Origin of the sequence: Xanthomonas sp. WHRI 7065, from assembly GCF_040203115.2 — a bacterium.
Taxonomy (GTDB): Bacteria; Pseudomonadota; Gammaproteobacteria; order Xanthomonadales; family Xanthomonadaceae; genus Xanthomonas; species Xanthomonas arboricola.
Genome location: NZ_CP168194.1, coordinates 1,219,122 through 1,242,853 on the forward strand (window position 1 = coordinate 1,219,122; position 23,732 = coordinate 1,242,853).

Annotated in this window: 19 protein-coding genes; 10 read left to right on the top strand and 9 right to left on the bottom strand. The window is 64.3% G+C overall.

What is annotated here, in order from left to right; all coding sequences use genetic code 11:
• Nucleotides 1-114: 114 nt before the first annotated feature.
• Nucleotides 115-609, top strand: a complete 495-nt coding sequence (locus tag ABQY64_RS05275) for a peptidylprolyl isomerase (RefSeq protein WP_016904578.1) — start codon at nucleotides 115-117, stop codon at nucleotides 607-609.
• A 117-nt stretch (nucleotides 610-726) separates the two neighbouring features.
• On the top strand, nucleotides 727-1,713 hold the full coding sequence (locus ABQY64_RS05280; protein ID WP_024938556.1) for a malate dehydrogenase: 987 nt from the start codon (nucleotides 727-729) through the stop codon (nucleotides 1,711-1,713).
• A gap of 191 nt (nucleotides 1,714-1,904) precedes the next feature.
• Here ABQY64_RS05280 and ABQY64_RS05285 read toward each other — a convergent pair whose 3' ends face one another.
• The 5 genes from ABQY64_RS05285 to ABQY64_RS05305 all read right to left on the bottom strand — a co-directional run bounded on the left by ABQY64_RS05285 (nucleotide 1,905) and on the right by ABQY64_RS05305 (nucleotide 9,355).
• Entirely contained in the window at nucleotides 1,905-2,519 is a 615-nt protein-coding gene (locus ABQY64_RS05285) for a glutathione S-transferase family protein (protein WP_039523801.1), read from the bottom strand.
• A gap of 63 nt (nucleotides 2,520-2,582) precedes the next feature.
• The gene (locus tag ABQY64_RS05290) at nucleotides 2,583-3,044 is read right to left on the bottom strand and encodes a cell wall hydrolase (protein ID WP_016905076.1); all 462 of its coding nucleotides are present in this window, start codon (nucleotides 3,042-3,044) and stop codon (nucleotides 2,583-2,585) included.
• Nucleotides 3,045-4,101: 1,057 nt separating this feature from the next.
• Complete coding sequence (locus tag ABQY64_RS05295) at nucleotides 4,102-5,412, bottom strand: hypothetical protein (RefSeq protein ID WP_104600963.1); 1,311 nt, start codon at nucleotides 5,410-5,412, stop codon at nucleotides 4,102-4,104.
• Between the two features lie 300 nt (nucleotides 5,413-5,712).
• Nucleotides 5,713-7,752, bottom strand: coding sequence for an NADPH-dependent 2,4-dienoyl-CoA reductase (locus tag ABQY64_RS05300; RefSeq protein WP_065046554.1), 2,040 nt, complete (start codon nucleotides 7,750-7,752; stop codon nucleotides 5,713-5,715).
• Between the two features lie 580 nt (nucleotides 7,753-8,332).
• Entirely contained in the window at nucleotides 8,333-9,355 is a 1,023-nt protein-coding gene (locus tag ABQY64_RS05305; RefSeq protein WP_065046552.1) for a zinc-binding alcohol dehydrogenase family protein, read from the bottom strand.
• A gap of 416 nt (nucleotides 9,356-9,771) precedes the next feature.
• Here ABQY64_RS05305 and ABQY64_RS05310 point away from each other — a divergent pair, with 416 nt between their 5' ends.
• From ABQY64_RS05310 to ABQY64_RS05320, 3 genes are all read left to right on the top strand, one after another.
• Complete coding sequence (locus tag ABQY64_RS05310) at nucleotides 9,772-10,869, top strand: OmpA family protein (RefSeq protein ID WP_016904179.1); 1,098 nt, start codon at nucleotides 9,772-9,774, stop codon at nucleotides 10,867-10,869.
• Between the two features lie 190 nt (nucleotides 10,870-11,059).
• Nucleotides 11,060-11,575, top strand: coding sequence for a hypothetical protein (locus ABQY64_RS05315; RefSeq protein WP_024938551.1), 516 nt, complete (start codon nucleotides 11,060-11,062; stop codon nucleotides 11,573-11,575).
• 19 nt (nucleotides 11,576-11,594) lie between these two features.
• Complete coding sequence (locus tag ABQY64_RS05320; protein WP_104600962.1) at nucleotides 11,595-12,437, top strand: pseudouridine synthase; 843 nt, start codon at nucleotides 11,595-11,597, stop codon at nucleotides 12,435-12,437.
• On the opposite strand, the gene ABQY64_RS05325 is transcribed toward ABQY64_RS05320, so the two are convergent.
• Together ABQY64_RS05325 and kbl are read right to left on the bottom strand one after the other, a co-directional pair.
• A complete protein-coding gene (locus ABQY64_RS05325) occupies nucleotides 12,391-12,780 on the bottom strand; it encodes an HNH endonuclease (protein WP_104600961.1) in 390 nt (129 codons plus the stop codon). The genes ABQY64_RS05320 and ABQY64_RS05325 overlap by 47 nt on opposite strands.
• On the bottom strand, nucleotides 12,780-13,988 hold the full coding sequence (kbl, locus tag ABQY64_RS05330) for a glycine C-acetyltransferase (RefSeq protein WP_349779253.1): 1,209 nt from the start codon (nucleotides 13,986-13,988) through the stop codon (nucleotides 12,780-12,782). Before kbl ends, ABQY64_RS05325 begins: the two co-directional genes overlap by 1 nt.
• 89 nt (nucleotides 13,989-14,077) lie before the next feature.
• Between kbl and ABQY64_RS05335 the strand changes: the two genes are divergently transcribed.
• The 5 genes from ABQY64_RS05335 to ABQY64_RS05355 all read left to right on the top strand — a co-directional run bounded on the left by ABQY64_RS05335 (nucleotide 14,078) and on the right by ABQY64_RS05355 (nucleotide 19,049).
• Complete coding sequence (locus ABQY64_RS05335; RefSeq protein WP_184611202.1) at nucleotides 14,078-15,178, top strand: sulfate ABC transporter substrate-binding protein; 1,101 nt, start codon at nucleotides 14,078-14,080, stop codon at nucleotides 15,176-15,178.
• 3 nt (nucleotides 15,179-15,181) lie between these two features.
• On the top strand, nucleotides 15,182-16,042 hold the full coding sequence (gene cysT, locus ABQY64_RS05340) for a sulfate ABC transporter permease subunit CysT (RefSeq protein ID WP_039523812.1): 861 nt from the start codon (nucleotides 15,182-15,184) through the stop codon (nucleotides 16,040-16,042).
• Nucleotides 16,039-16,992 (top strand): sulfate ABC transporter permease subunit CysW, encoded by a 954-nt coding sequence (cysW, locus tag ABQY64_RS05345; protein WP_024938545.1) that lies wholly within the window; start codon nucleotides 16,039-16,041, stop codon nucleotides 16,990-16,992. The genes cysT and cysW overlap by 4 nt, the downstream gene beginning before the upstream one ends.
• 7 nt (nucleotides 16,993-16,999) lie before the next feature.
• Entirely contained in the window at nucleotides 17,000-18,031 is a 1,032-nt protein-coding gene (locus ABQY64_RS05350) for a sulfate/molybdate ABC transporter ATP-binding protein (RefSeq protein ID WP_349779252.1), read from the top strand.
• Nucleotides 18,032-18,332: 301 nt separating this feature from the next.
• Nucleotides 18,333-19,049, top strand: a complete 717-nt coding sequence (locus tag ABQY64_RS05355) for a TorF family putative porin (RefSeq protein WP_039523829.1) — start codon at nucleotides 18,333-18,335, stop codon at nucleotides 19,047-19,049.
• A gap of 624 nt (nucleotides 19,050-19,673) precedes the next feature.
• On the opposite strand, the gene tdh is transcribed toward ABQY64_RS05355, so the two are convergent.
• The gene (gene tdh, locus ABQY64_RS05360; RefSeq protein WP_016902219.1) at nucleotides 19,674-20,708 is read right to left on the bottom strand and encodes an L-threonine 3-dehydrogenase; all 1,035 of its coding nucleotides are present in this window, start codon (nucleotides 20,706-20,708) and stop codon (nucleotides 19,674-19,676) included.
• A gap of 534 nt (nucleotides 20,709-21,242) precedes the next feature.
• A complete protein-coding gene (locus ABQY64_RS05365; protein ID WP_047128232.1) occupies nucleotides 21,243-23,588 on the bottom strand; it encodes a TonB-dependent receptor in 2,346 nt (781 codons plus the stop codon).
• Nucleotides 23,589-23,732: the final 144 nt, after the last annotated feature.

The window sequence follows — 23,732 nt, forward strand, 5'->3', positions numbered from 1 at the left end:
CGCCCATTCAGCTAGCCCGGATACCCCCGACGATGGTCCAACCTGCACGGCCGCCTGCACGCCCGGGTGTATTCTAATGGGCTGTCATACACCCTGAAACCTGCAAGGATTTCCATGTCCCTGATTGCCCATTTCGACACCACCCGCGGCCCGATCGTGGTCGAGCTGTTCGCCGACAAGGCCCCGCTGACCGTTGCCAACTTCGTCAACCTGGTCCAGCGCGGCTTCTACGATGGCCTGAGCTTCCACCGCGTCATCGCCGACTTCATGATCCAGGGCGGCTGCCCGGAAGGCTCCGGCCGCGGCGGCCCGGGCTACCGTTTCGAGGATGAAGCCAACAACGGCGTCGGTCACGAGCGCGGCGTGCTGTCCATGGCCAATGCCGGCCCCAACACCAACGGCAGCCAGTTCTTCATCACCCACACCGCCACCCCGTGGCTGGACGGCAAGCACACCGTGTTCGGCAAGGTCACCCAGGGCCTGGACGTGGTCGATGCCGTCGCCCAGGGCGATGTGATCAACAAGGTGACGATCGAAGGCGATACCGACGCTGTGCTGGCCGCCAAGGCCGACCGTGTCGCGGAGTGGAACAAGATCCTCGCCGCCTGATGTCTTTCCCCCGAACGGCCGCTCTGTGCGGCCGTTCGTCTGTCACTGCGCGCCGCCAGGCCTTGCGCCACGCCAGCGTGCACCTCCACCCATGTTTTTTAGCAGAGGAAACTCCCCATGAAAGCACCTGTTCGTGTTGCCGTGACCGGCGCTGCCGGCCAGATCGGCTATGCCCTGCTGTTCCGCATCGCCTCCGGCGAAATGCTGGGCAAGGATCAGCCGGTGATCCTGCAATTGCTGGAACTGTCCAATGAAAAGGCCCAGGCCGCGCTCAAGGGCGTGATCATGGAGCTGGAAGACTGCGCATTCCCGCTGCTGGCCGGGGTGGTCGGCACCGACGACGCCGAAGTGGCGTTCAAGGACATCGACGTCGCCCTACTGGTCGGTGCGCGTCCGCGCGGCCCGGGCATGGAGCGCAAGGACCTGCTGCTGGAAAACGCCAAGATCTTCACCGCGCAGGGCGCGGCGTTGAACAAGGTCGCCAAGCGTGACGTCAAGGTGCTGGTGGTCGGCAACCCGGCCAACACCAATGCCTACATCGCGATGAAGTCGGCGCCGGATCTGAACCCGAAGAACTTCACCGCCATGCTGCGTCTGGACCACAACCGTGCGCTCAGCCAGCTGTCGCAGAAGCTCGGCAAGCCGGTCGGCGGCATCGAAAAGCTGGTGGTGTGGGGCAACCATAGCCCGACCATGTACCCGGACTACCGTTTCGCCACCGCCGATGGCGCGTCCATCGGCGATGCGATCAACGACCAGGAATGGAACGCATCGACCTTCATCCCGACCGTGGGCAAGCGCGGCGCGGCAATCATCGAAGCGCGCGGCCTGTCCTCGGCTGCGTCGGCCGCCAACGCCGCCATCGATCACGTGCGTGACTGGGTGCTGGGCAGCAACGGCAAGTGGGTGACGATGGGCGTGCCGTCCGACGGCTCCTACGGCATTCCGGAAGGCGTGATCTTCGGCTTCCCGGTGACCACCGCCAACGGCGAGTACACCTTGGTCAAGGATCTGCCGATCGACGACTTCAGCCAGAAGTACATCGACAAGACCCTGGCTGAGCTGGAAGAAGAGCGCAGCGGCGTGTCGCATCTGCTGGGCTGATCTGTCGCCTCGCTGTTTTGACGAAAACGCCGGGCAATGCCCGGCGTTTTTTATGTGGCGCTTTGTGCGATGCAGTGCGTGAGATGCGGTGGGCTGCGGCGCGGAAAAGCTACAGGCATGCCCATCGATGTTGTAGAGCCGGTGCGAGACGCATGGCCGCTGCACCGATCCCTTCGCGCGCTACCTTCGGCTCAAGCCAGGCCTTCGGCCTGCAATGCGGCCTGCACATCCGTATCGTCCAGCATGCGCTGCACGAATGCATCCACTGCGCTCAGGCCGCTCAGGTCCACGCCCACCTTCTGCGCCCATCGCAGCGTCACGAACAGGTACGCATCGGCGCCGGTGTGGGTGTCGCCTGCCAGCCAGTTGCGCCCCTGCAGATGCGCGTCGACACGTTCGTACAAGCTGCGCAGCTTGCTGCGTGCGTCGTCATGGCTGCGCGCGATCAGCGCGTCGTCCTGCAGATAGGCGGTGCTGCCGAAGATCGGCTTGAAGGCCGGATGCACGTCGGCATTGGCGAAGGCGATCCAGCGATTAATCTCCGCACGGCTGCGCGCGGTGCCATCGCCGGACAAGCCGGTGAGCGGCGCGATGTCGGCGATGTAGTTGAGGATGGCGGCGTTCTGGGTCAGTGCCCAGTCGTCGACGACCAACAGCGGCACGGCACCGGCCGGGTTGAGGCGCAGATATTCGGGGGACTTCATCGTGGCGGCGTCGACCACCTCCAGATCGAAGGGCAGCCCCGACCAGCGCAGCACGATGTGATCTGCCAGCGAACACGCGCCCGGCTTGGTGTACAGCTTCATGAGAATTTCCGCACAAGAACGAAGACGCAAGCTTAGCGGCAACGCGTGAGTGCGTGGGCAGCGTCAGGAGGCGGTGCGCGGGCGCAGCTTCTGTACGCGATAGAACGTATGGTCGCCGATGGTGGCCACCTGATAGGCATTACGCCAGCTCGGGCTTGCGATCGCGCTTGCGGCAAAGTGACTGGCGCCCGGCACGATTTCCTTGCGTTGACCCACCGGCAGCGCCCAGTTGCGCTCTGCAGCCAGCGCCACATCCAGCGCCTTGTTCCAGGCATCGTCGTTTTTCAGCTGCGTTCCCGGAGCCACGATGGTGGGCGCGAACTGCTTGCGTGCAGTGACCACCTGACACATCGAGTCGCCCCACAAACCGCTGTCCAGCCGACGCAACGCAACTTCCGCGACGGCTTGCTGACCGCGCAAGGTCTGATCACGCGCTTCCAGGTACACGGTGGTGCTCAAGCACAACGAATCTGCAGCCGGCTGCGGCAACAACTGCGACAGCCAAAGTATCCAAACCAGTTTCATATAACTCCTTGCTCCGTATGGGCCGATCCGCAGAGCATCCAAGGTGGATGCACCAGTACAGAGGGCTTGGCGTCATGGGGAGGCGACCTGCCACGGGTCGCCCGGTCTCCGGCGAAAGAAGATCTACCGGAGGTGCCCACCAAATGCGGTGGGTCAAAAAGTTGGCGCAAGGTAGGCGTCGATCACAGAATCGCGGCTGAATAGGCGGGGTTGACGCGTGTGATCGCTTGCTGCATCTACCGCTTCGCTCAACGACAACAGTGCGATGCATTCGTTGTGTGCGTCGCATCGCGGTGGCGACAGCGGTGCTGTAACCGATATCGACACGGTGCGCGCGCAGTGTTGCGCGTCTGCGCGGTCGTTCGAGATACGCAATGCGTTGCGCGTGAGCTACGCATGTAGCGTCATTGGCAGGCTGCGTTACACATCATCGTCACTGATGGATGTGCTTGCGTACTGCCGTTTTCTACCGCAGCGGGGATACATCGAGATGCGAACGCGGGGTGCATAAAGGAACTTTCTGTGCGTGGTGCTTGATGCTGCCCGGATCATGCATCGAACGCTCGCATATGCATCGTAGAACGCGGCGTTGTAATCACTAGAAGAGGCGTCCGAGTTGCTCGATGCGCGTTGATTGTGACGAGTGAGCACGAAGCGCCACGACGTTATTAGCACTCGCATCGCATCACCAAGTCGCGCATCAAGCTTGCATATGCATCGCGCACAAATGCGTCAGCGGAAATTTGGATGGCTTGTAGTGGCCGTGCGACGATGTGTAGCCGAGATCGTCAAAATCATCGACCACGATTCTTTGACGGCATCAGTGGCGCATCTACGTTGGCCATGCGGCAATCGCATTGCGCGCTTGCTGCCGCTTTTGCTTATGCGCAGTGCACATGTTCGAACGTGTCAGGCGTCTTGAATCACACGCATCAAGTTCGACACGGTGCGAAATAATTTCATGCAGACATGCAGGGCGCTTGCCGAGGACCACAATTGCAGTCAGCGCAGACCCTATGTGCACGCGGTGAAGATCGTCGTGGCCCGATCGAGATTGTCAGATCTGACTCGACGGTATTGCTGCAACAGGCCTGCGTTTTTCAGCCATTGCAAACGCATTGCCGATCCAGGCGATCAGCACGCACAACACGCCGCAGAGCATCGGCCCCAAGGCCATCGCCCACGCCAGATGCGCATCGTTTCCCATGTGATAGTCGGATGTGCCCAGCAGCAGTCCGATCACGCCACTGCCGGCTGCCAGCGCGAGTTGGGCTGTCGCGGTGAGTGCGGCACTTTCGCGCGCCTGCTGTGCGGGGCCATGACGCGAAGCAAGTTCTGCATGGCGTGCCCACACCCATTGCCCGGCACTACCGGCCGCCAACCCCATGCCGAAGGCCAGGCTGGCATCCAGCACGTAATGTCGAGACGTGGCGATGGCGAAGAGCAATCCCAGTACGGACAACGCGGCTCCACTCAGGCCCAGTCGACGCATTGCCACGGTCGGCCAACGCGCTGCCAGGGGCTGTATGCAAACGCTGCCCAATGCATATGCAATCAATACCGCGCTGCCCCATCCGGCCGAGCCGGTACGCGACTGCGCCAGATACGGCGCCAATTTGGTGAATGTCGGCAACGCCAAGGCCAGTGCGGCGATGACCGCCAAGGGCAGCAACTGATCGCGCCGCCAATAAGAGGCAGCTAGCGGCGATGGTGTGGCGGCAGCCGTATGCGTGTAAGGCTGCAATGCGTTGCGTAACCACCATGACGACAGCAGTGCGATGCTGCTGACCAGCGCGACCACCATCAACGCAGTCGATGCGGCGGCATGTGTGCCGGCCTTCAGAACCAGGCCGATCGCGGCGCTGACCAACAGTGCGGCCAGCCCGCTACCGATCAGACGCAGCGCACTGACGCCGCGCGCGCCACGCCAGGGCCAGTGGCCAAATCCTAGCAAGGTGTTCTGTGCGACGTCACCGACGGCATAGGCGGCCCGGAAGGGCAGGCTGAGCAGCAATACGCTGATCAGGTGGACATCGGCGGGAAGTGATGGTGTCACGAACAGCAGCGCCAGGGCGATCGCTGCCAAGGCGATGCCGCGCCATTGCGAGCGGCCGGCCCAGGCCAGGCTGACGCCGGCGCTCCAGCGTCGCGCTGCAAGCATGCCCATCACCGCACTGACCGCCAATCCGCCGGCGACCGACACGCCGGCGGCCACCGCGCTCAATCCGACGTATTCGGTCAACGCAAAAATCAGCAGCAACTCGCCGGTGTACCACAGCAGGCTTTTGCCAAAATGCGCCGCAACGTAGGCCCGCAGCGCTGCCGGCGGCAGGATGGGAGGCAGCGATGCAGTCAGCGTCGAGGGCATGTGCGGTTTATAGCCGAGCTGCGCGACAGGAAAAAGAATGTACCGTGCTGCGCCGATCAGCGGCGTTCGCGTTATCGGGGGTGTGATCGATGGCAGCGTTGGGGTGCGCACCGATCCGGCGCATCCGACGCCAGCGTGGACGCCTGCGCCGACATCGGATAGGCAGACCGGTCATCGCTCTACCATCGCCACCATCGGCGTTGATGGTGGGCACTCCGGCTAAGACGAGACTCGCACGGAGGTTGGTACGGGCGTCGCGAGCAGGGTGCTATGGCGTTCAGCGCTTTGCAGCAGCGCGTGTTACAACTTCGCCGCCAGTCGGCAGGCCTGATCGATCGCACGCTTGGCATCCAGTTCGGCCGCGACATCCGCACCGCCAATCAGATGCGGTTGCTGTCCGTTGGCTTGCAGCGCGGCCAGCAGGTCGCGGCGCGGTTCCTGCCCGGCGCAGATCACCACCGTGCCGACATCGAGCAATTGTTCGGCGCCTTCCACGCGGATCCGTAGCCCGGCGTCGTCCACGCCCAGATATTCCACGCCGCCCAGCATCTTGACGCCCTTGGCCTTGAGCGTGGCGCGGTGGATCCAGCCGGTGGTCTTGCCCAGGCGCGCGCCAGGTCTGCCGGGGCTGCGCTGCAGCAGCCAGACCTGGCGGGCAGGGCGCTCGGGCTGCGGCTTGGCTAATGCACCGGCCGTTTCGAAGCTGGGGTCCACGCCCCATTCGGCCATCCAGCGCGCAGGGTCCAGCGACGACGATGGCCCTGTGTGCACGAGAAATTCGCCGACATCGAAGCCAATCCCGCCGGCCCCGATGATCGCGACCTTGTCGGCAGCGACATGGCGGCCCAGCACCACGTCCAGATAGCTCACGACCATCGGGTGATCGGCGCCGGGAAAGTCCACCTTGCGCGGCTCGATGCCGGTGGCCAGCACGATCTCGTCGAAGTCTTTCAGGCCTGCGGCTTCTACCCGGGTATTCAGGCGCAGCTGCACCCCGGTCGCGTCGATGCGGTGACCGAAGTAGCGCAGCGTCTCATTGAATTCTTCCTTGCCCGGGATGCGCCTGGCGACGTTGAATTGCCCGCCGATTGCATCGCCTGCATCGAACAAGGTGACGTGATGACCGCGCTCGGCGGCCACCGTCGCGCAGGCCAGGCCGGCCGGGCCGGCACCGACCACCGCAATGCGCCTGGGGTTGGGGGTCGGTGCGTAGATCAGTTCGGTTTCGTGCGCTGCGCGTGGGTTGACCAGGCAGCTCGCCAGCTTGTTGTCGAACACATGATCCAGGCAGGCCTGATTGCAGGCGATGCAGGTATTGATGGCGTGCGACTGGCCGGTGCGGGCCTTGTTGGCCCACTGCGGGTCGGCCAGCAGCGGGCGCGCCAGCGACACCATGTCGGCCGCGCCGTCGGCGAGGATGCGCTCGGCCACTTCGGGCATGTTGATGCGGTTGGTGGCCACCACCGGAATGCGCAGGTGCGGCTTGAGCTTGGCGGTCACACCGGCAAATGCCGCGCGCGGTACCGAGGTGGCGATGGTCGGGATGCGTGCCTCGTGCCAGCCGATACCGGAATTGATGATGGTCGCGCCGGCCGCCTCGATCGCCTGTGCCTGCTTCAGGATGTCCTGCCACTGGTTGCCGCCTTCGACCAGGTCCACCAGCGACAGCCGGTAGATGATGATGAAGTCCGGCCCGCAGGCCTCGCGGATGCGTCGCACGATCTCCACCGCAAAGCGCATGCGCTTGGCCGCATCGCCACCCCAGGCATCGCTGCGCTGGTTGGTGCGCGCAGCGGTGAATTCGTTGATCAGATAGCCTTCCGATCCCATCACCTCCACACCGTCGTAGCCGGCGTCGCGCGCCAGCCGCGCCGCACGTTCGTAGGCAGCGATCTGGCGATCCACCGCACGTGCCGATAGCGCGCGAGGAGTGAACGGGTTGATCGGCGCCTTGAGTCTGGACGGCGCCACCGACAGCGGGTGATAGGCGTAGCGCCCGGCATGCAGCAGCTGCAGGCAGATCTTGGCGCCGTGCGCATGCACCGCCCGGGTGACCTGACGATGCGGGCGCACCTCCCACGGCCACGACAGCTTGCCGCCGAACGGCTTGAGCCAGCCCACCACATTCGGCGAAAAGCCGCCGGTGACGATCAAGCCGACCCCACCGGCAGCGCGCTCGGCGAAATACGCGGCCAGTTTGGGAAAATCGCGCGCCCGGTCTTCCAGACCGGTGTGCATCGAGCCCATCAGGACGCGGTTGCGCAATTGCGTGAAGCCCAGATCGAGCGGTGCGAACAGGTGCGGGTAGGACGAGACGGACGGGCCGGTGGCGGGCGACATGGTGTGGATACGCTGGCGTACGGAGTGCGCACGATGCAGGTAAACAGGCCTGGCGGCAAGTCTTGACGCACGCGACCGGTGCTGTCGGCAGCTTGGGACGAGGGCGGGGCGGAGGGTATCCGCAGCTGGCCGCGCATCAGCTGGGGGCATTCCACCTTTATCTGTATCAGAGCGCCAACCTGCGCAAACAACAAACGAGATGGCCTTGGATGGCTGACGTGCGATCCGGCGCTCGCCAATATCCCGATCAGTTGCGTCCGTTTAGCGGCCACGTACTAAACGCCACGCCGGTCGCCGTGATCGCAGTTGCGACTCTCTAATAGAACAGAGCCGATCCACATCGGCGTTCCTGTCGCGGAACAGATCGCCTTGCGTGCATTTCGGCGCACGCAAGGCGACTACGCCGACGCCACAGCAGCAACGCGGGCCGCACGACCAGGAGGCCAGTCCCGCTTTGCCGCCGATTCAAGCGCGTGAGCTGCGGCATTGCTTCCCTTACTTATGTGCAAGCCAACAGGCTATGCGCAAGCCAACACGCCCAGTACCCCACGCAGCAGCCGCACTGAAGCGTTAATGCCGATCACCAACCCGCCAGCACCAGCTTGCCGATCGTACTGCCGCTTTCCAGGCGTCGATGCGCCTCGCGCAATTGCTGCGCATTGATCGGCGACAGCGTTTCGGTATGGGTGGTGCGCAATTCGCCCGCATCAATCAGGCTGGCGGCGCGGTTGAGGATGCGGTGCTGCTCGACCATGTCCTCGGTTGCGTAGCGGGCACGGGTGAACATCAGCTCCCAATGGATGCCGATGCACTTGGATTTGTAGGGGTCGCCGATCGACAGCGGGCCGCGCGGCTCCACGATCAAGCCCACATGCCCCTGCGGTGCCAGGATCTCGCCCAGTTGCTCCCAGTAGCGGTCGGTGTCGGCCAGGTTGAGTGCGGCGTCCACGCTCTGCATTCCCAAGGCCTGCAACTGCGGCTGCAGCGGCTGGTGATGGTCGACCACATGCTGGGCGCCCATCTGTCGCACCCATTCGATGGTCTCCGGCCGCGAGGCGGTGGCGATCACGCTGAAGCCGGCATGCCGCGCCAGCTGGATCGCGATCGAGCCCACGCCGCCCGCGCCACCGATGATCAACACGTGCTTGCCGCGATTGCGCGCGCCATCGAAAGAGAACGGCATGCGCTGGAACAGCAGCTCCCAAGCGGTCAACGTGGTCAGCGGCAGGGCAGCGGCCTGGGCGAAGCTGAGCGAGGTGGGCTTGCAGCCGGCGATGCGCGCATCGACCAGCTGATATTGCGCATTGCTGCCCGGTCGGCCGATGTCGCCCGCGTAATACACCTCGTCGCCGACTGCGAATGCGGTGACCTCGGGGCCTACCGCTTCGACGACGCCGGCCGCGTCGTAGCCCAGGATCTTCGGCGCATCCAGCGTCTGCGGCTTGGGTGCACGCACCTTGGTGTCGACCGGATTGACCGAGATTGCCTCGACACGCACCAATAAGTCATACCCCGAAGGGGCCGACGGGGCCGGAAGTTCCATGTCAAGCAGTGCGGCGGGATCGTCGATTGGAAGATGACGGGTGATGACGACAGCTTTCATCGGGTCGCTCCATGTGGGGAGTTCAGGGTGCGTTGTGAGGCCGTCGCGCTGCAACCACCGGCCCCACAATTCAGCTCGGACGGGGCCTGGCGTTCACCAATGTGGTTTTCGCATCACTGCGCAGCCCGCCGGCAAGGTGGATCCGCCAGCGTATTCAACTGGCTTAATTGGGCTGCGGTTCATGCGGGTCAGATGTGCAAACTGAGTGCGCCGTCCTTCCCTTCATGAAACTGTATACGTAGTATTGAAGGGGATCGCCGGCTCTGGTGATTGCTTTCACATGTTATATGACCGTTAACGCGATCTTCACTGAAGCCGGCTTAATCTGCGCCCCGATGGCTCTGGATGTGACGAGCATCTTTACCAAGAACAACGCCTCTATCGGTTTTATCTCCCAAAGAAGGAGCTGTATACACATGAACAAGAAAATTCTCACTGCCGCGTTGCTCGGCGGTCTGGCGGTTGCCCAGGCTGCTTCCGCGCAGGAGTTCGATGACCGTTGGTACCTGACCGGTAGCGCTGGCTTCAACTTCCAGGACAGCGATCGTCTGACCAATGATGCCCCGTTCGTCACCCTGGGTCTGGGCAAGTTCGTTAGCCCGAACTGGTCGATCGACGGCGAGCTGAACTATCAGAACCCGAACTTCGATGCCAACCAGGATCAGAACTGGAGCCAGTACGGCATCTCGTTCGACCTGCGTCGCCACTTCATCCAGGAAGGCCGCGGCTGGAACCCCTACCTGCTGTTCGGTCTGGGCTACCAGCGTTCGGAAGAAGAATTCGACGCGACCCCGAACCCGGTTTCGCCGGGCCAGCAGAAGGACGGCAACTTTGCCGCCAAGGCTGGTGTCGGTCTGCAGACCACCTTCGACAAGCGCGTCGCCGTGCGTGCCGAGTTGGCCTACCGCGCTGACTTCAACGACCAGAGCGTTGCTGCTCCGCAGGAAGACTGGTTCGGCGACGTGCTGGCTTCGGTCGGCGTCGTGATCCCGTTGGGACCGGCTCCGTCGACCGCTCCGCCGCCGGCTCCGGCTCCGGTTGCTCCGAGCTGCGCAGACCTGGATGACGACGGTGACGGCGTCAACAACTGCGACGACAAGTGCCCGGCTTCGCAGCCTGGCCAGACCATCGGTCCGGACGGTTGCCCGGTGCCTGTGTCGATCGATCTGAAGGGCGTGAACTTCGACTTCAACAAGTCGACCCTGCGTCCGGACGCCGTCTCGATCCTGAGCGAAGCGACCGAGATCCTGAAGCGTTACCCCGACCTGAAGGTTGAGGTTGCTGGTCACACCGACTCGAAGGGTACCGACGAGTACAACCAGAAGCTGTCCGAGCGTCGTGCGACCACCGTGTACGACTACCTGACCAAGAACGGCGTTGATGCGTCGCGTCTGGTTGGTCCGATCGGCTACGGCGAGAGCCGTCCGATTGCTCCGAACGCCAACCCGGATGGTTCTGACAATCCGGAAGGCCGTGCGAAGAACCGTCGTACCGAGCTGAACGTCCAGAACTAATTGGACCGCTAGCTGTTGCATACAAAACCCGGCCTTGCGCCGGGTTTTGTCTTTGTGGGGCCGCAAAACCTGCGCCCAGACGGTGCAAATCCTGTCTGTGTTGCCATCCAAGCACGCTTCCGGTTGAAACGGCGTTCATCGCTGCCTACACTCGCCGCGTCAACACCACACTCATAATTGGAAGAACCCGATGCTGCGTACCGCTACGGCTGGATTGCTCTGTCTTGCCTTGATTCCCGCCGCCTACGCCGCTCCGAACTGCGCCGGCAGCACGGTGTCCCAGCCGCTGCCGTTGCCCGCCACCGTCATCGCGCCGGCGGCTGCCGAGTTCTACACCCGTAGCGTGCAGCTGGGCATGCCCACCGGCGTGCTGGCACAGCCCTACACCACCGAGCAGTCGGTGGACCGCGTGCTGCTGCGTCTGCGCGTGGAAGGCTGCCAGGATCTGGCCAAGGTCATTCCGCCCGGCGGCACCGTCAATCCGAACGATCCGGCCGCCTACAAGGCCACCACCGCGTTCGACAACACGCCGTGGCGCTTTGACATGAGCCAGAACGGCAAGCGCATGACCGCCGAAGAATTCGATGCCTGGATGAAGGCGCGCGGCGTGCGTGTGGTCAAGGCACGCCCGGTGGCTGCACCGGCTCCGGCTGCTGCCGCAACGGCAACGCCTGCGGCCGACGCCAAGTCGGTCGAAAACAAGTAAGCAGCGCGGTCGGGACGGCATGACCCGGCGGCCTGCGCCGGCGACGTCCCGGCAGCGCACGCGTGGTCCGGCGGGCGCATCGCGCGCCTCCGGTACGACTACCGCGCCACGCCACGGGCTGGCGCGCGTGCTGTCCAAACTGGGCGTGTGTTCGCGTACCGAAGCGGCGCGCTGGATCGCCGACGGGCGGGTCAGCGTGGCCGCGCGCGTAATACGCGATCCCGAATATCCGATCCGCGCCGATCAGCACTCCACCATCCGTGTCGATGGACAGCCGTTGGCCGGCCCGGCGCGGTGCTACCTGATGCTCAACAAGCCGCGCGGCGTGGTCACCACCGCACGCGACGAGCAGGGCAGGGACACGGTGTATCGCTGCTTCGATGGCGCCGGATTGCCGTGGATCGCCCCGGTCGGGCGCTTGGACAAGGCCAGCGAAGGCCTGCTGCTCTTCAGCAACGATCCGCAATGGGCAGCAACGGTGACCGACCCGATGACCGGGCCGGACAAGACCTATCACGTGCAGATCGATTGCCGCCCGAGCGCTGCGCAACTGGCGCAACTGCAGGCCGGCGTGGTCGATCCCGATCCGGACGGCGAGGGCGTACTGTTGCGCGCCAAGCGGGTCGACGTGCTGCGCGAAGGCGAGCGCAATGCGTGGCTGGAGATCGTGCTGGACGAAGGCCGCAATCGGCAGATCCGCCGCTTGTTGGCTGCGGTGGAGATCGGCGTGCTGCGGCTGGTGCGGGTGGCGATCGGCTCGTTGGCGATGGGCGAGCTGGGCAAGGGTGCGTGGCGGATGCTCAGTCCAGCGGAAGTCAGTGCGCTGACGGCGGCTCCCGCCAGCGCGCCAGACGCGCGCTGAGCAAGGCGCTCACCACCTCGACGGCGCGGGCGTCGCCGGCACCGTTGGCATCGTGGCGTCTGCCCTTGGCGTGATTGCAGCCGGCGCAGGCCAGGGCGAGATTGCGCGCTGCATTGGCATCGTCGCCGACCAGTGCACACAGGGCCGCCGCCGCGCGACGGCCGAACCAGGCCTGCGGGACCACGTGTTCCAGCGTGGTGTGGCCGAGCGGTTCGCCATCGGCGCGCAGTTGCAGGCGCCGACGGCAATGCAGGCAGCGGGTTTCCCAGTTGCCATCCAACAGCTGCGCCTGGGTATCGGTCTGCGCCGCGAGCAGCAGCCGTTGGCGCTGCACCGAGCGCATCAGTGCTGGATGACGTCCAGTTCGCGGCCGATCTTGATGAAGGCGTCGATCGCCTGATCCAGCTGTTCGCGGGTGTGCGCGGCGCTGATCTGGGTGCGGATACGCGCCTGGCCCTTGGGTACCACCGGGAAGAAGAAGCCGATCGCGTAGATGCCTTCTTCCAGCAGCCGCTCGGCGAATTTTTGCGCCAGCGGTGCGTCGTAGAGCATCACCGGGCTGATCGGGTGCACGCCGGGCTTGAGGTCGAAGCCGGCGGCGGTCATGCGCTCGCGGAAGTAGCGGGTGTTGTCGACCAGTTGCGTGCGCAGCTCGCCGGCGGCTTCCAGCATCTCGAAGGCCTTGATGCCGGCGGCCACCACATGCGGCGGCAGCGAGTTGGAAAACAGGTATGGGCGCGAGCGCTGGCGCAGCAGTTCGATGACTTCGCGCTTGGCGGTGGTGAAGCCGCCCAGTGCGCCGCCCATCGCCTTGCCCAGCGTGCCGGTGATGATGTCGATCCGGTCCAGCACGCCCTTGACCTCGGCCGAGCCGCGGCCGCTGGCGCCGAGGAAGCCGGTGGCATGGCATTCGTCGATATGCACCAGCGCGTTGTATTTGCGGGCGAGGGCGGTGATCTCGTCCAGCGGGGCGATGAAGCCATCCATCGAGAACACGCCGTCGCTGGTGATCAGCTTGGTCTTGCAGCCGGCCGCGTCGGCGGCCTGCAGCTGCGCTTCCAGATCGGCCATGTCGCAGTTGGCGTAGCGGAAGCGCTTGGCCTTGCACAGGCGCACGCCGTCGATGATGGAGGCGTGGTTGAGCGCGTCGGAAATGATCGCGTCCGCTTCGCCGAGCAGCGGTTCGAACAGGCCGCCGTTGGCATCGAAACAGGCGGCGTAGAGGATGGTGTCCTCTGTGCCGAAGAACTCGGCGATGGTGCGCTCGAGCTGCTTGTGCAGGTCCTGGGTGCCGCAGATGAAGCGCACCGAGGCCATGCCGAAGCCGTGCGTGTCCAGCGCGTCCTTGGCGGCCTGGATGATGTCCGGGTGGTCGGCCAGGCCCAGATAGTTGTTGGCGCAGAAGTTGAGCACGCTGCGGCCATCGGCCAGGGTGATCCGAGCCGACTGCGGGCCGGTGATGATGCGCTCGGACTTGAACAGGCCCTGGGACTGGATGGTTTCCAGTTCGGCGGCGTAATGGGCAGTCAGCGCAGCGGGAGCGTTGGTCATGGCGGTCGCAGTGGCAAGAGACGCATGATTTTAACGATCACGGTGGCATACCACTACGTCATGCAAAATCGGCATAAGGTGCGGCCTTGATGTCATTTCACCGCCTGCGTGCCGCTGCGCAGCATGGCATGCTTGCTGTTCAGCTGCGCCCCAACGGTTTGGAGATTGCTGTGACCCACCCCCGCTTCCGTCTTGTATCGACCGTGTTGTGCAGCCTGCTGGTCCTGGCCGGCCCGGCTGGCGCGCGCGACATCGGCCTGCTCAATGTCAGTTACGACCCCACTCGCGAGTTCTACCGCGACTACAACAGCGCCTTCGCCGCGCAGTGGAAGCAGCAGCATCCGCAGGACACCGTCACGGTGGAGACCTCGCATGGCGGCTCCGGCAAACAGGCACGGGCGGTGATCGACGGCATCGAGGCCGATGTGGTCACGCTGGCGCTGGCCTACGACGTCGATGCGATCGCCGAAAAGGCCAAGCTGATCGACAGTGACTGGGAAAAGCGCCTGCCCGACAACAGCGCGCCGTACACTTCGACCATCGTGTTCCTGGTGCGCAAGGGCAACCCGAAGAACATCCATGATTGGCCAGACCTGCTGCGCTCCGGCGTGGCGGTGGTGACGCCCAACCCCAAGACCTCCGGTGGCGCGCGCTGGAATTACCTGGCTGCCTGGGCCTACGCCGACCATATCTTCAAGGGCGACCGCGAGCGCATCTTGCGCTACATGCAGGCGCTGTTCCGCAACGTGCCGGTGCTGGATACCGGTGCGCGCGGCGCCACCACCACGTTCGTGCAGCGCGGCATCGGCGATGTGCTGCTGGCCTGGGAAAACGAGGCGCTGCTGGCGCGCGAAGAGCTGGGCAAGGACAAGTTCGAGATCGTGGTGCCCAAGCTGTCGATCCTGGCCGAGCCGTCGGTGGCGCTGGTCGACAAGAACGTCGACAAGCACGGCACCCGCGAGGTGGCCGAGGCCTATCTGCGTTACCTGTATGCGCCGGAAGGGCAGAAGCTGGCGGCCAAGCATTTCTATCGGCCGCGCCATCCGGAATTTGCCGACCCTGCCGATTTGGCGCGGTTCCCGGACATCAAGCTGGTGACCATCCAGGAAGCGTTCGGGTCGTGGGACAAGGCGCAGCAGGAACACTTCGCCGACGGTGGCGTGTTCGATCAGATCCAGGCAAAAAAGTAGGCGATGCAGATGTCGGTTGCACCCCACCCAGCGCCGTCACCGCGCCGACGCGTGATGCCAGGGCTGGGCTTGAGTCTTGGAATCACGCTGACCTGGCTGGGATTGATCGTGCTGATCCCGCTGCTGGGCATTTTCATCAAAACCAGCGGGTTGGGCTGGGACGGCCTGTGGCGGGTGTGGAGCGAGCCGCGCGTGCTGTCGGCGCTGCGGGTGAGCTTCGGCACCGCGTTCGCGGCTGGCGCCTTCAATGCGGTGATGGGCACCTGGGTGGCGTGGGTGTTCGTGCGCTACAGCTTCCCTGGCAAACGTTTCTTCGATGCGGTGATCGATCTGCCATTTGCATTGCCGACCGCGGTGGCCGGCATCGCGCTGACCGCGTTGTACGGTGGCAACGGTTGGGTTGGGCGCTGGCTAGAGGCGATCGGCATCAAGGTGGCCTATACCCAGCTTGGCATCGTGCTGGCGCTGGTGTTCGTCGGGTTGCCGTTCGTGGTGCGGGTGGTGCAGCCGGTGCTGGCCGAGAGCGAGCGCGAGCTGGAAGCGGCTGCTGCCACACTGGGCGCATCGCGCTGGCAGACGGTGTGGCGGGTGGTGCTGCCCGGACTCTGGCCGGCGGTCCTGACCGGGTTTGCGCTGGCCTTCGCGCGTGGTGTGGGTGAGTACGGCTCGGTGATCTTCATCGCCGGCAACCTGCCCAATTCGACCGAGATCGCGCCGCTGCTGATCACCATCCGGCTGGAGGAATTCGACTATGCCGGCGCCACCGCGATTGCCGCGGCGATGCTGCTGCTGTCGTTCGTGATCCTGTTGGTGGTCAATACGCTGCAGGCACGCCTGCTGCGCTATCAACGGAGGACTGCATGAACGATGCTGTTTCGCCGCTGCCTGCCATGTTGCACACCCGCCAGATGACCGAACAGGCCCGCCGCATCACCGACTCGGCCACCAACGAGCCGCGTTGGGTGCAGTGGTTGATGATTGCGGGGGCGCTGCTGTTCCTGCTCGCGTTCCTGCTGCTGCCGCTGGTGCTGGTGTTTGCCGAGGCGCTGCGCGGCGGCTGGGAGACCTTCCTGCGTGCGATCGTCGACCCGGATGCATTGTCGGCGATCAAGCTGACCCTGATTGTCACTGCCATCGTGCTGCCGCTGAACCTGGTGTTCGGCGTGGCGGCGGCGTGGGCGGTCAGCAAGCACCAATTCCCCGGCAAGCGCTTGCTGATCAGCCTGATCGACCTGCCGTTCTCGGTGTCGCCGGTGGTGGCGGGCCTGATCTTCGTGCTGATCTTCGGCCGCAGCGGCTGGGCATGGCCGTTGATCGACGAAGGCTGGCGACTGCAGTTGCCGTTTTTTGGCGAGTTGCTGATCCAGTTGCCGCGCATCGTGTTTGCGTTGCCCGGCATCGTGCTGGCAACGACCTTCGTCACGTTCCCGTTCATCGCGCGCGAGTTGATGCCGCTGATGGAACAGCAGGGCAGCGATGAAGAACTGGCCGCATTGAGCCTGGGCGCCAACGGTTGGCAGATGTTCTGGCGGGTGACCCTGCCGAACATCCGCTGGGGCCTGCTGTACGGCGTGTTGCTGTGCGCGGCGCGTGCGATGGGCGAATTTGGCGCGGTGTCGGTGGTGTCCGGGCATATCCGCGGGCGTACCAACACGCTGCCCCTGCATGTTGAAATTCTCTACAACGAATACGCCTACAGCGCCGCGTTTGCGTGTGCCTCGTTGCTCGCACTGACCGCGCTGCTGACGCTGGCGCTGAAGACGTACCTGGAATGGCGGCACGGCGATTCGCTCGCCGCCAACCATCGACATTGAGGTGAACATGGGCATCCGCATCCACCGCCTGCGCAAGCAGTTCGATACGTTCACCGCGCTGGACGACATTACCCTGGACGTGCGTCAGGGAGAGTTGCTGGCCTTGCTGGGCCCGTCCGGTTCGGGCAAGACCACCTTGCTGCGGATCATGGCCGGGCTGGAGCATGCCGATGGCGGGCAGGTGCTGTTCGGCGACGAAGACGCCACCCGCATGAGCGTGCAGTCGCGCCGGGTCGGCTTCGTGTTCCAGCACTACGCGCTGTTCAAGCATATGGACGTGTTCGAGAACATTGCCTTCGGCCTGCGGGTGCGGCGCGGCAACGAGCGCTGGGCCGAAGCGCGTATCCGCGCACGCGTGGAGGAGTTGCTGGCGCTGGTGCAGTTGCAGGGTCTGGAGGAGCGCTATCCCACCCAGCTGTCCGGTGGCCAGCGGCAGCGTGTGGCCTTGGCGCGTGCGTTGGCGATCGAGCCGCGCGTACTGCTGCTGGACGAGCCGTTCGGTGCGCTGGATGCGCAGGTGCGCCGCGATCTGCGCCGCTGGCTGCGCGAGCTGCACGAACGGACCGGCCTGACCACGGTGTTCGTCACCCACGATCAGGAAGAAGCGCTGGAGTTGGCCGACCGGGTGGCGATCCTCAACCGTGGCCGCATCGAGCAGCTCGACACGCCGGCGATGATCTACGACAAGCCGGCCTCGCCGTTCGTGTACTCCTTCGTGGGAGCGGTGAACCGCATCCCCGGCGTGCTGGCGCAAGGCCAGATCCAGGTTGCCGGGCATGCCTTGCCGGCAGCCAATGCCGCGCTGGCGGCCGGCCCGGTAGAGGTCTACGTGCGGCCGGAAGATCTGGTGCCGGACGATGCCGGCTGGCCGGCCACGGTGGCCTGGTCGCAGCGTAGCGGGGCACGTCTGCGTTTGCGCGCAACGCTGGAGCCGGCAGGCAACGAGGTGGAAGTGGAGCTGCCAGCATCGGCGGGCAGCTTTCAGCCCGGGCAGCAGCTGCGGCTGGCCGCGCGGCATTACGGTGTGTTTCCGGTCTGATTTGGGCTGGCTGGCGCCAGCCGGGAATGGTGAATCGGGAATAGGGAATTGGAATTAGCGGTCGGCAGCGCTGCGCATTGCTGTTGCGAATTCCTAATCCCCAATCTCCACTCCCGGCCCATCAAGATTCCGTGCGGGCGGTCGATGAGACAGAACGCTGACCAGCGTCATCTGCGCTCGAGCGTGTGCGCTGGGTCAAGCGAGCGCGACTTGTATGTTGCGCTGCAATGACAGTTGGACTAATAAGTCATGGCAGGCCCGCCTTGCGCAATCCGACCGCCCATCGTTCCAGGAGATGTCCATGAAGCCGTCCTCGCTCGCGTGTTGTCTGTCGTTGCTGTTGCTCGGTGTGGTGCCGTTGGCACAGGCGCAGGACGAAGAAGCCGCCGCTTCTCCCTTCAGCGGCACTTTTGCGGTGACCAGTGACTATCTGTTCCGCGGTATTTCGCAGACCAATGAAGAGCCCGCCTTCCAGGCTGGACTCACCTACAAGACGCCGTTCGGTCTGTACATCGGCACCTGGACGTCCAATGTCGACTACGGTGCCGGCGATCCGGATTGGGAAGTGGATGGCTTTGTCGGCTACAACACCGATCTGGGCACCAATTTCAATTTCGATGTGATGGTCAATCGCTACCAGTATTTGGGAGCGGGCGCTTCCAATTACGCCGAGTTGATCACCAAGACCACGTTCCTGAAAACCTATAGCCTCACCGTTGCCTACACCAACGATCTCTACGGCACCAAGACCGATGGCTACTACTACGCGCTGGATGCCAACTGGTCGCTGCCCTACGACTTCACCTTCGGGGCGCATGCGGGGCACAGCGTCTATACCTCGTCGCTGAGTCAGGTGGATCACGACTACAACGACTTCGGCGTGAATGTCGGCAAGGCCTTCGGTCCGCTGGGCTTGAGCGTGGGCTATTACGACACCAGCGAGGCGGCGGAATTCGGCTTTGGTCGGCAGAATTCGCAGAACCATCTGGTGGCGACTGCCACGGTCACCTGGCCGTGATGCCGTGATGGCAATCGCTTGACGGCGGCTCTAACGACTCGGCCGTGCAGTGGTAGTGGTGCGGCGGCGGCAAGAGCTGATGCCTGGGTTCTTCAGTGCCTGAAGTTGAACGACACCGAGGCTCAAATCCCGTTTGTTTTGTCTTTGCGTGATGCATCGTGTGGATAGATCACCTACGGAGCGGCTGATCTGCTGCGTGGCTGCAGGGCCCTTGCGCGCCCACCATCGCGGGACACGCCGCAAGTACGTCCATGTAGGCTCTTACGCGGCATCCATGCCGCGTAAGGTCCCGCGACGGTAGGCGGGCAAGGACCAGTCGAGATGGTCGGTGCGTGGTTGCAAGCAGGCCATCTCGTGCATCGTCCGGATCACCTTGCATCCGACAATTTTCCCGTCGCGCGCTGAGCAACGGGCGGACTTCCAACAAGCAATCTATGGACCTCTCAGCGTCTCAACGCCTAGCAACAAGCGTGTTTTTTACCTGACCACCGACCAACTTTTTGGTGCATTGAGGCCGCCGCGCCCTCGACCCACTAAGCTTTGCCTGCTGCGTTGCCTGCGCTCTGAAGACGGACATGAAAAAGGCGCCTCGCGGCGCCTTTTGCGTTGAAGCGTATCGGCCGATTAGTTCCAGCTCAACACGACCTTGCCGGCCTTGCCTTCTTCCATTAGGTCGAAGCCCTTCTGGAAGTCGTCGATCGGCAATTGGTGAGTCAGCACCTTGTGCAGCGGGAAACCCGACAGCACCAATTGCGTCATCTTGTACCAGGTCTCGTACATCTTGCGGCCGTAGATGCCCTGCACGGTGAGGCCCTTGAAGATGATCTTGTCCCAGTCGCAACCGGCGCCGCGCGGCATGATGCCGAGCATGGCGATCTTGCCGCCGTGGTACATGCAGTCGAGCATGTCGTTGAAGGCGCGCGGGTTGCCGCTCATTTCCAGGCCCACGTCGAAGCCTTCCATGTGCAGGTCGGCCATGACGTCCTTGAGCGAGGTCTTGGACACGTTGACCACGCGCGTGGCGCCCATGTCGGCCGCCAGCTTGAGGCGGAAGTCGTTGACGTCGGTGACCACCACGTTGCGCGCACCAATGTGCTTGCAGATGCCGGCGGCAATGATGCCGATCGGGCCGGCGCCGGTGATCAGCACGTCCTCGCCGATCACGTCGAACTCCAGCGCGCAGTGTGCGGCATTGCCGTAAGGGTCGAAGAACGCGGCCAGCTCCGAGGGAATCTGGTCGGGGATCGGCCACAGGTTGCTGGCTGGCATCACCATGTACTCCGCAAAGGCGCCGTTGACGTTGACGCCGATGCCGACCGTGTTGGGGCACAGGTGCGGGCGGCCGCCACGGCAGTTGCGGCAGTGGCCGCAGACGATGTGGCCTTCGGCCGACACGCGCTGGCCGACCTGGTAGCCGGTCACGGCTGAGCCGAGCTCGGCCACGCGGCCGACGAACTCATGGCCGATGGTCAGGCCGGGCTTGATGGTGCGCTGGCTCCACTCGTCCCACAGGTAGATATGCAGGTCGGTGCCGCAGATCGCGGTCTTTTCCAGCTTGATCAGCACCTCGTTGGGGCCGGGGCTGGGGATGGCGACCTGTTCCAGCCAGATGCCCTTGTTTGCTTCGCGCTTGACCAGCGCCTTCATCGTCTGCGCCATCTGGCGGGACCTGCTGAGTGAAAGTAAGACGGCGATTATATGCGGCGCGAGGTCGGGGCCATGCGGCGGTGCGGGAAGTGAGTGATGTCGGCTGACCCGGTTCATGGCGGGGTAGGGCCGGTGCCACGCTTCTCCCCTCGGGAGAAGGTGCCCCGCAGGGGCGGATGATCGGGTGCCTCAGAGATTTACCAGTACATGCAATGACAAACGCGTCGCCACGCGCCTTCAGAAGTGACGCGCCGGGTGCTTCGCAGCGTACCCTCACCCCAACCCCTCTCCCGTCGGGACATTGGCCTCTTTACGAGGCGAAGGTGACGCAAAGCGCCGGATGAGCGGCGCCTCAGCAATATGTCACCGCCTGCGATGGCAGGCGCGTCGCCACGCGTCGCCAGGGTGAATCATCGGCGTTACCCCCCATTCTAAAAGCATCCGCTCCGTGCCCCTGCCTGCGCTAGCGGGTGCGCCAAGGCACGCGCGCCGGTGGCGCGCAAGCCGGGCCTTCTCGCCACTGGAGGTGGAAAGGGCGGCGGCGACTCAGAACTTCACATCCAGACTCATGAAGTACTGCCGCGGTGCGCCGACCACCATGGTCTGGTTGTAGCCATCCGGATCGTAGGCGACATAGCCGTTGGTGCCGGTGCTGGCGAAATAGCGCTTGTCGGTGAGGTTGGTGATGTTGAGCGCCAACGCCACATCGGCCACCCCGGCCACGCGACCGAAGTCGTAGCGCGCGCCGGCATTGAACAGCCAGTACGAAGGCACCTGCGAATCGTTGAGGAAGGTGATGTAGCGCTTGTCGACGTACTTGCCGTCAAGATCCAGACGCAGGTTGCCGAGCTGGTAGCTGGCGCTGGAGGAGAACATCAACGCGGGGATACCGACCACGTCCTTGCCGGAGGTGGCGACCACGCCGTTGTTGAGGTAATCGTCCTGGTAGCGCGAGCGGTTCCACGACAGCGAGTTCAACCAGCTCAGGCCCTCCACCGGGCGCCACATCAAGGCCAGGTCGGCACCCGCGCTATGCACCGCGCCGACGTTGCTCAGGATGGCCGCGCAGGTCTGCACTGCGGTACACGGCGAGGTGGTCAACAAGCGGTTGGAGAACTTGGTGAAGTAGGCATCGGCCGACAGCTGGAACTGCGCATCCTGCACGCGGTAACCCACCTGCACGGTCTGCGACTCTTCCGGTTCCAGCGTGGAGCGGCTGCGGTCGAACGCCGCCTGCGAGGTGCCGAACGGAGTGAAGCCGAACGCGGCGATGTTCTTGCTGTAGGAGGCGTACAGGTCCTGGCGCTCGTCCAGCTTGTAGTTCACGCCGACCTGCGGCAGGAAGTTGTCTTCGGCGCGAATGCGACCCTGTGCCAGTGCGGTGGTCGGCACCAGCGATTGCGCGCGCGTGGTGGTGCTGAGCGCCTTTGCGCCGTAGTTGAGGGTCAGCCGATCGTCGAGCAGGCGCACGGTGTCCTGCAGGTACAACATGCGGGTCTGGGTGGTGTAGCGCTGCAGGAAGTCACGACGGAACGGGGTCTGCACTTCGTACACGTTGTACAGCGAGGTATAGCCCTCGTTGCCGAGCGCGAAGTAGTTGCGCTGCTGCGTGGTACGTGCGTTTTCCGCCCACAGGCCCACTTCCAGATCGTGGTTGCCCCACGACCATTTCAAGGCGCTGGTGCCGCCGAAACGATCCAGGCCGTAGTCGGTGGTGCGCATCGACAGCGGCACCTGCGCAGAGGTGCGTACATACGGTGTCACCCATTGACCTTCGCCACGATTGCCGTGGTAGTAGCCAGTGGCATCCAGGGTGGCGCCACCGAACACGAACGTGCCCGACAGACCGGCCAGGTTGTCGCGGCGCAGGCCGCCGCCGGCGTAGTAGCTGGCGTCGAGCCAGCTGTAATCGTCGGGCAGCCCGGCCAGCGATTGCGGATAGCCGTTGGCCACGCCGCTGGTGGCGCCGGTGTTCTGATACGCACGCGCCATCTGCACGGCGGTGGCCCAATCCGGCTGCAGGTAGTCGTAGTCCCAGCCCAGTGCGCGTTGGCTGGTCAACGACAGGTCCATGTAGTCGTATTCCTTGCGCCGCGAGGTATCCACGAACAGGCTCAGACGGTTGCCGTCGCCCCACTGGTAGACGGTCTTGAGGTTGGCCTGCTCGGACTGCTGGTCGCCGAAGCCTTTCCACTTGTCGGTGCTGGCATTGGCATAGGACAGGTACGCCGACAAGCCGTTGCGATCGCCGGTGTCGCCGCGCACGAAGGTGCGGCGCGTGGCATCGCTGCCGACCGTCTGCACCAGGCGCAGGCCGGGCGTGCTTTGCGGGTCGGCCGAGTAGAACTGCATGGTGCCGCCGAGGTTGGTGTTGGACGCGGTGCCCAGCGCACCGGCGCCTTGCGCGATTTCCACCGAGCCGAGGTTTTCCGAAATGATGGCGCGGGTGATGTGCAGGCCGTTGGTGACGCCGTAGCTCATGTTGCCGAGCGGAATGCCATCGAGCGTGTAACCCAGCCGGCTCTGATCGAAGCCGTGCAGGGTGACCTGCGTGGACCACTCGTAGGTGCCGAACGGATCGGCCGACTGGAACTGCACGCCCGGCAGCTTTTCCACTGCCTTGAAGGCGCTGCTGCCCGGTGTCAGCTGCTCGATGTCCTGCCGGCTGATGCGCTGGACCTGGCGGGTGCTGCCTTGCGACACCACGTTGATCGCGTCCAGCTGGGTAGCGTTGGTGGCGGCATCGGCCACGCTGGCAGGGGCATCGGCTACCGGCGCATCTGCACCGGCAACCGGATCGGCCGCCGGCGTAGCAGCAGAGGCGATGGCGGGGAGCAGCGCGGCCAGGGCAAGCGCCAGCGGAGTGACATGAAAACGGCGAGCGGAAGTCATGGGGGAATCCTGTTCGAGCACGGCTGAGGGCAACGCACGGTGCAGGACCGGCGTTTCGCGACGCAGGGTGTCAACGACGTATGAAACATTGATGACGGCGGCTGTCGCAAAACTGTCGTGCTTGCCCGCTATACGTGTCGTACC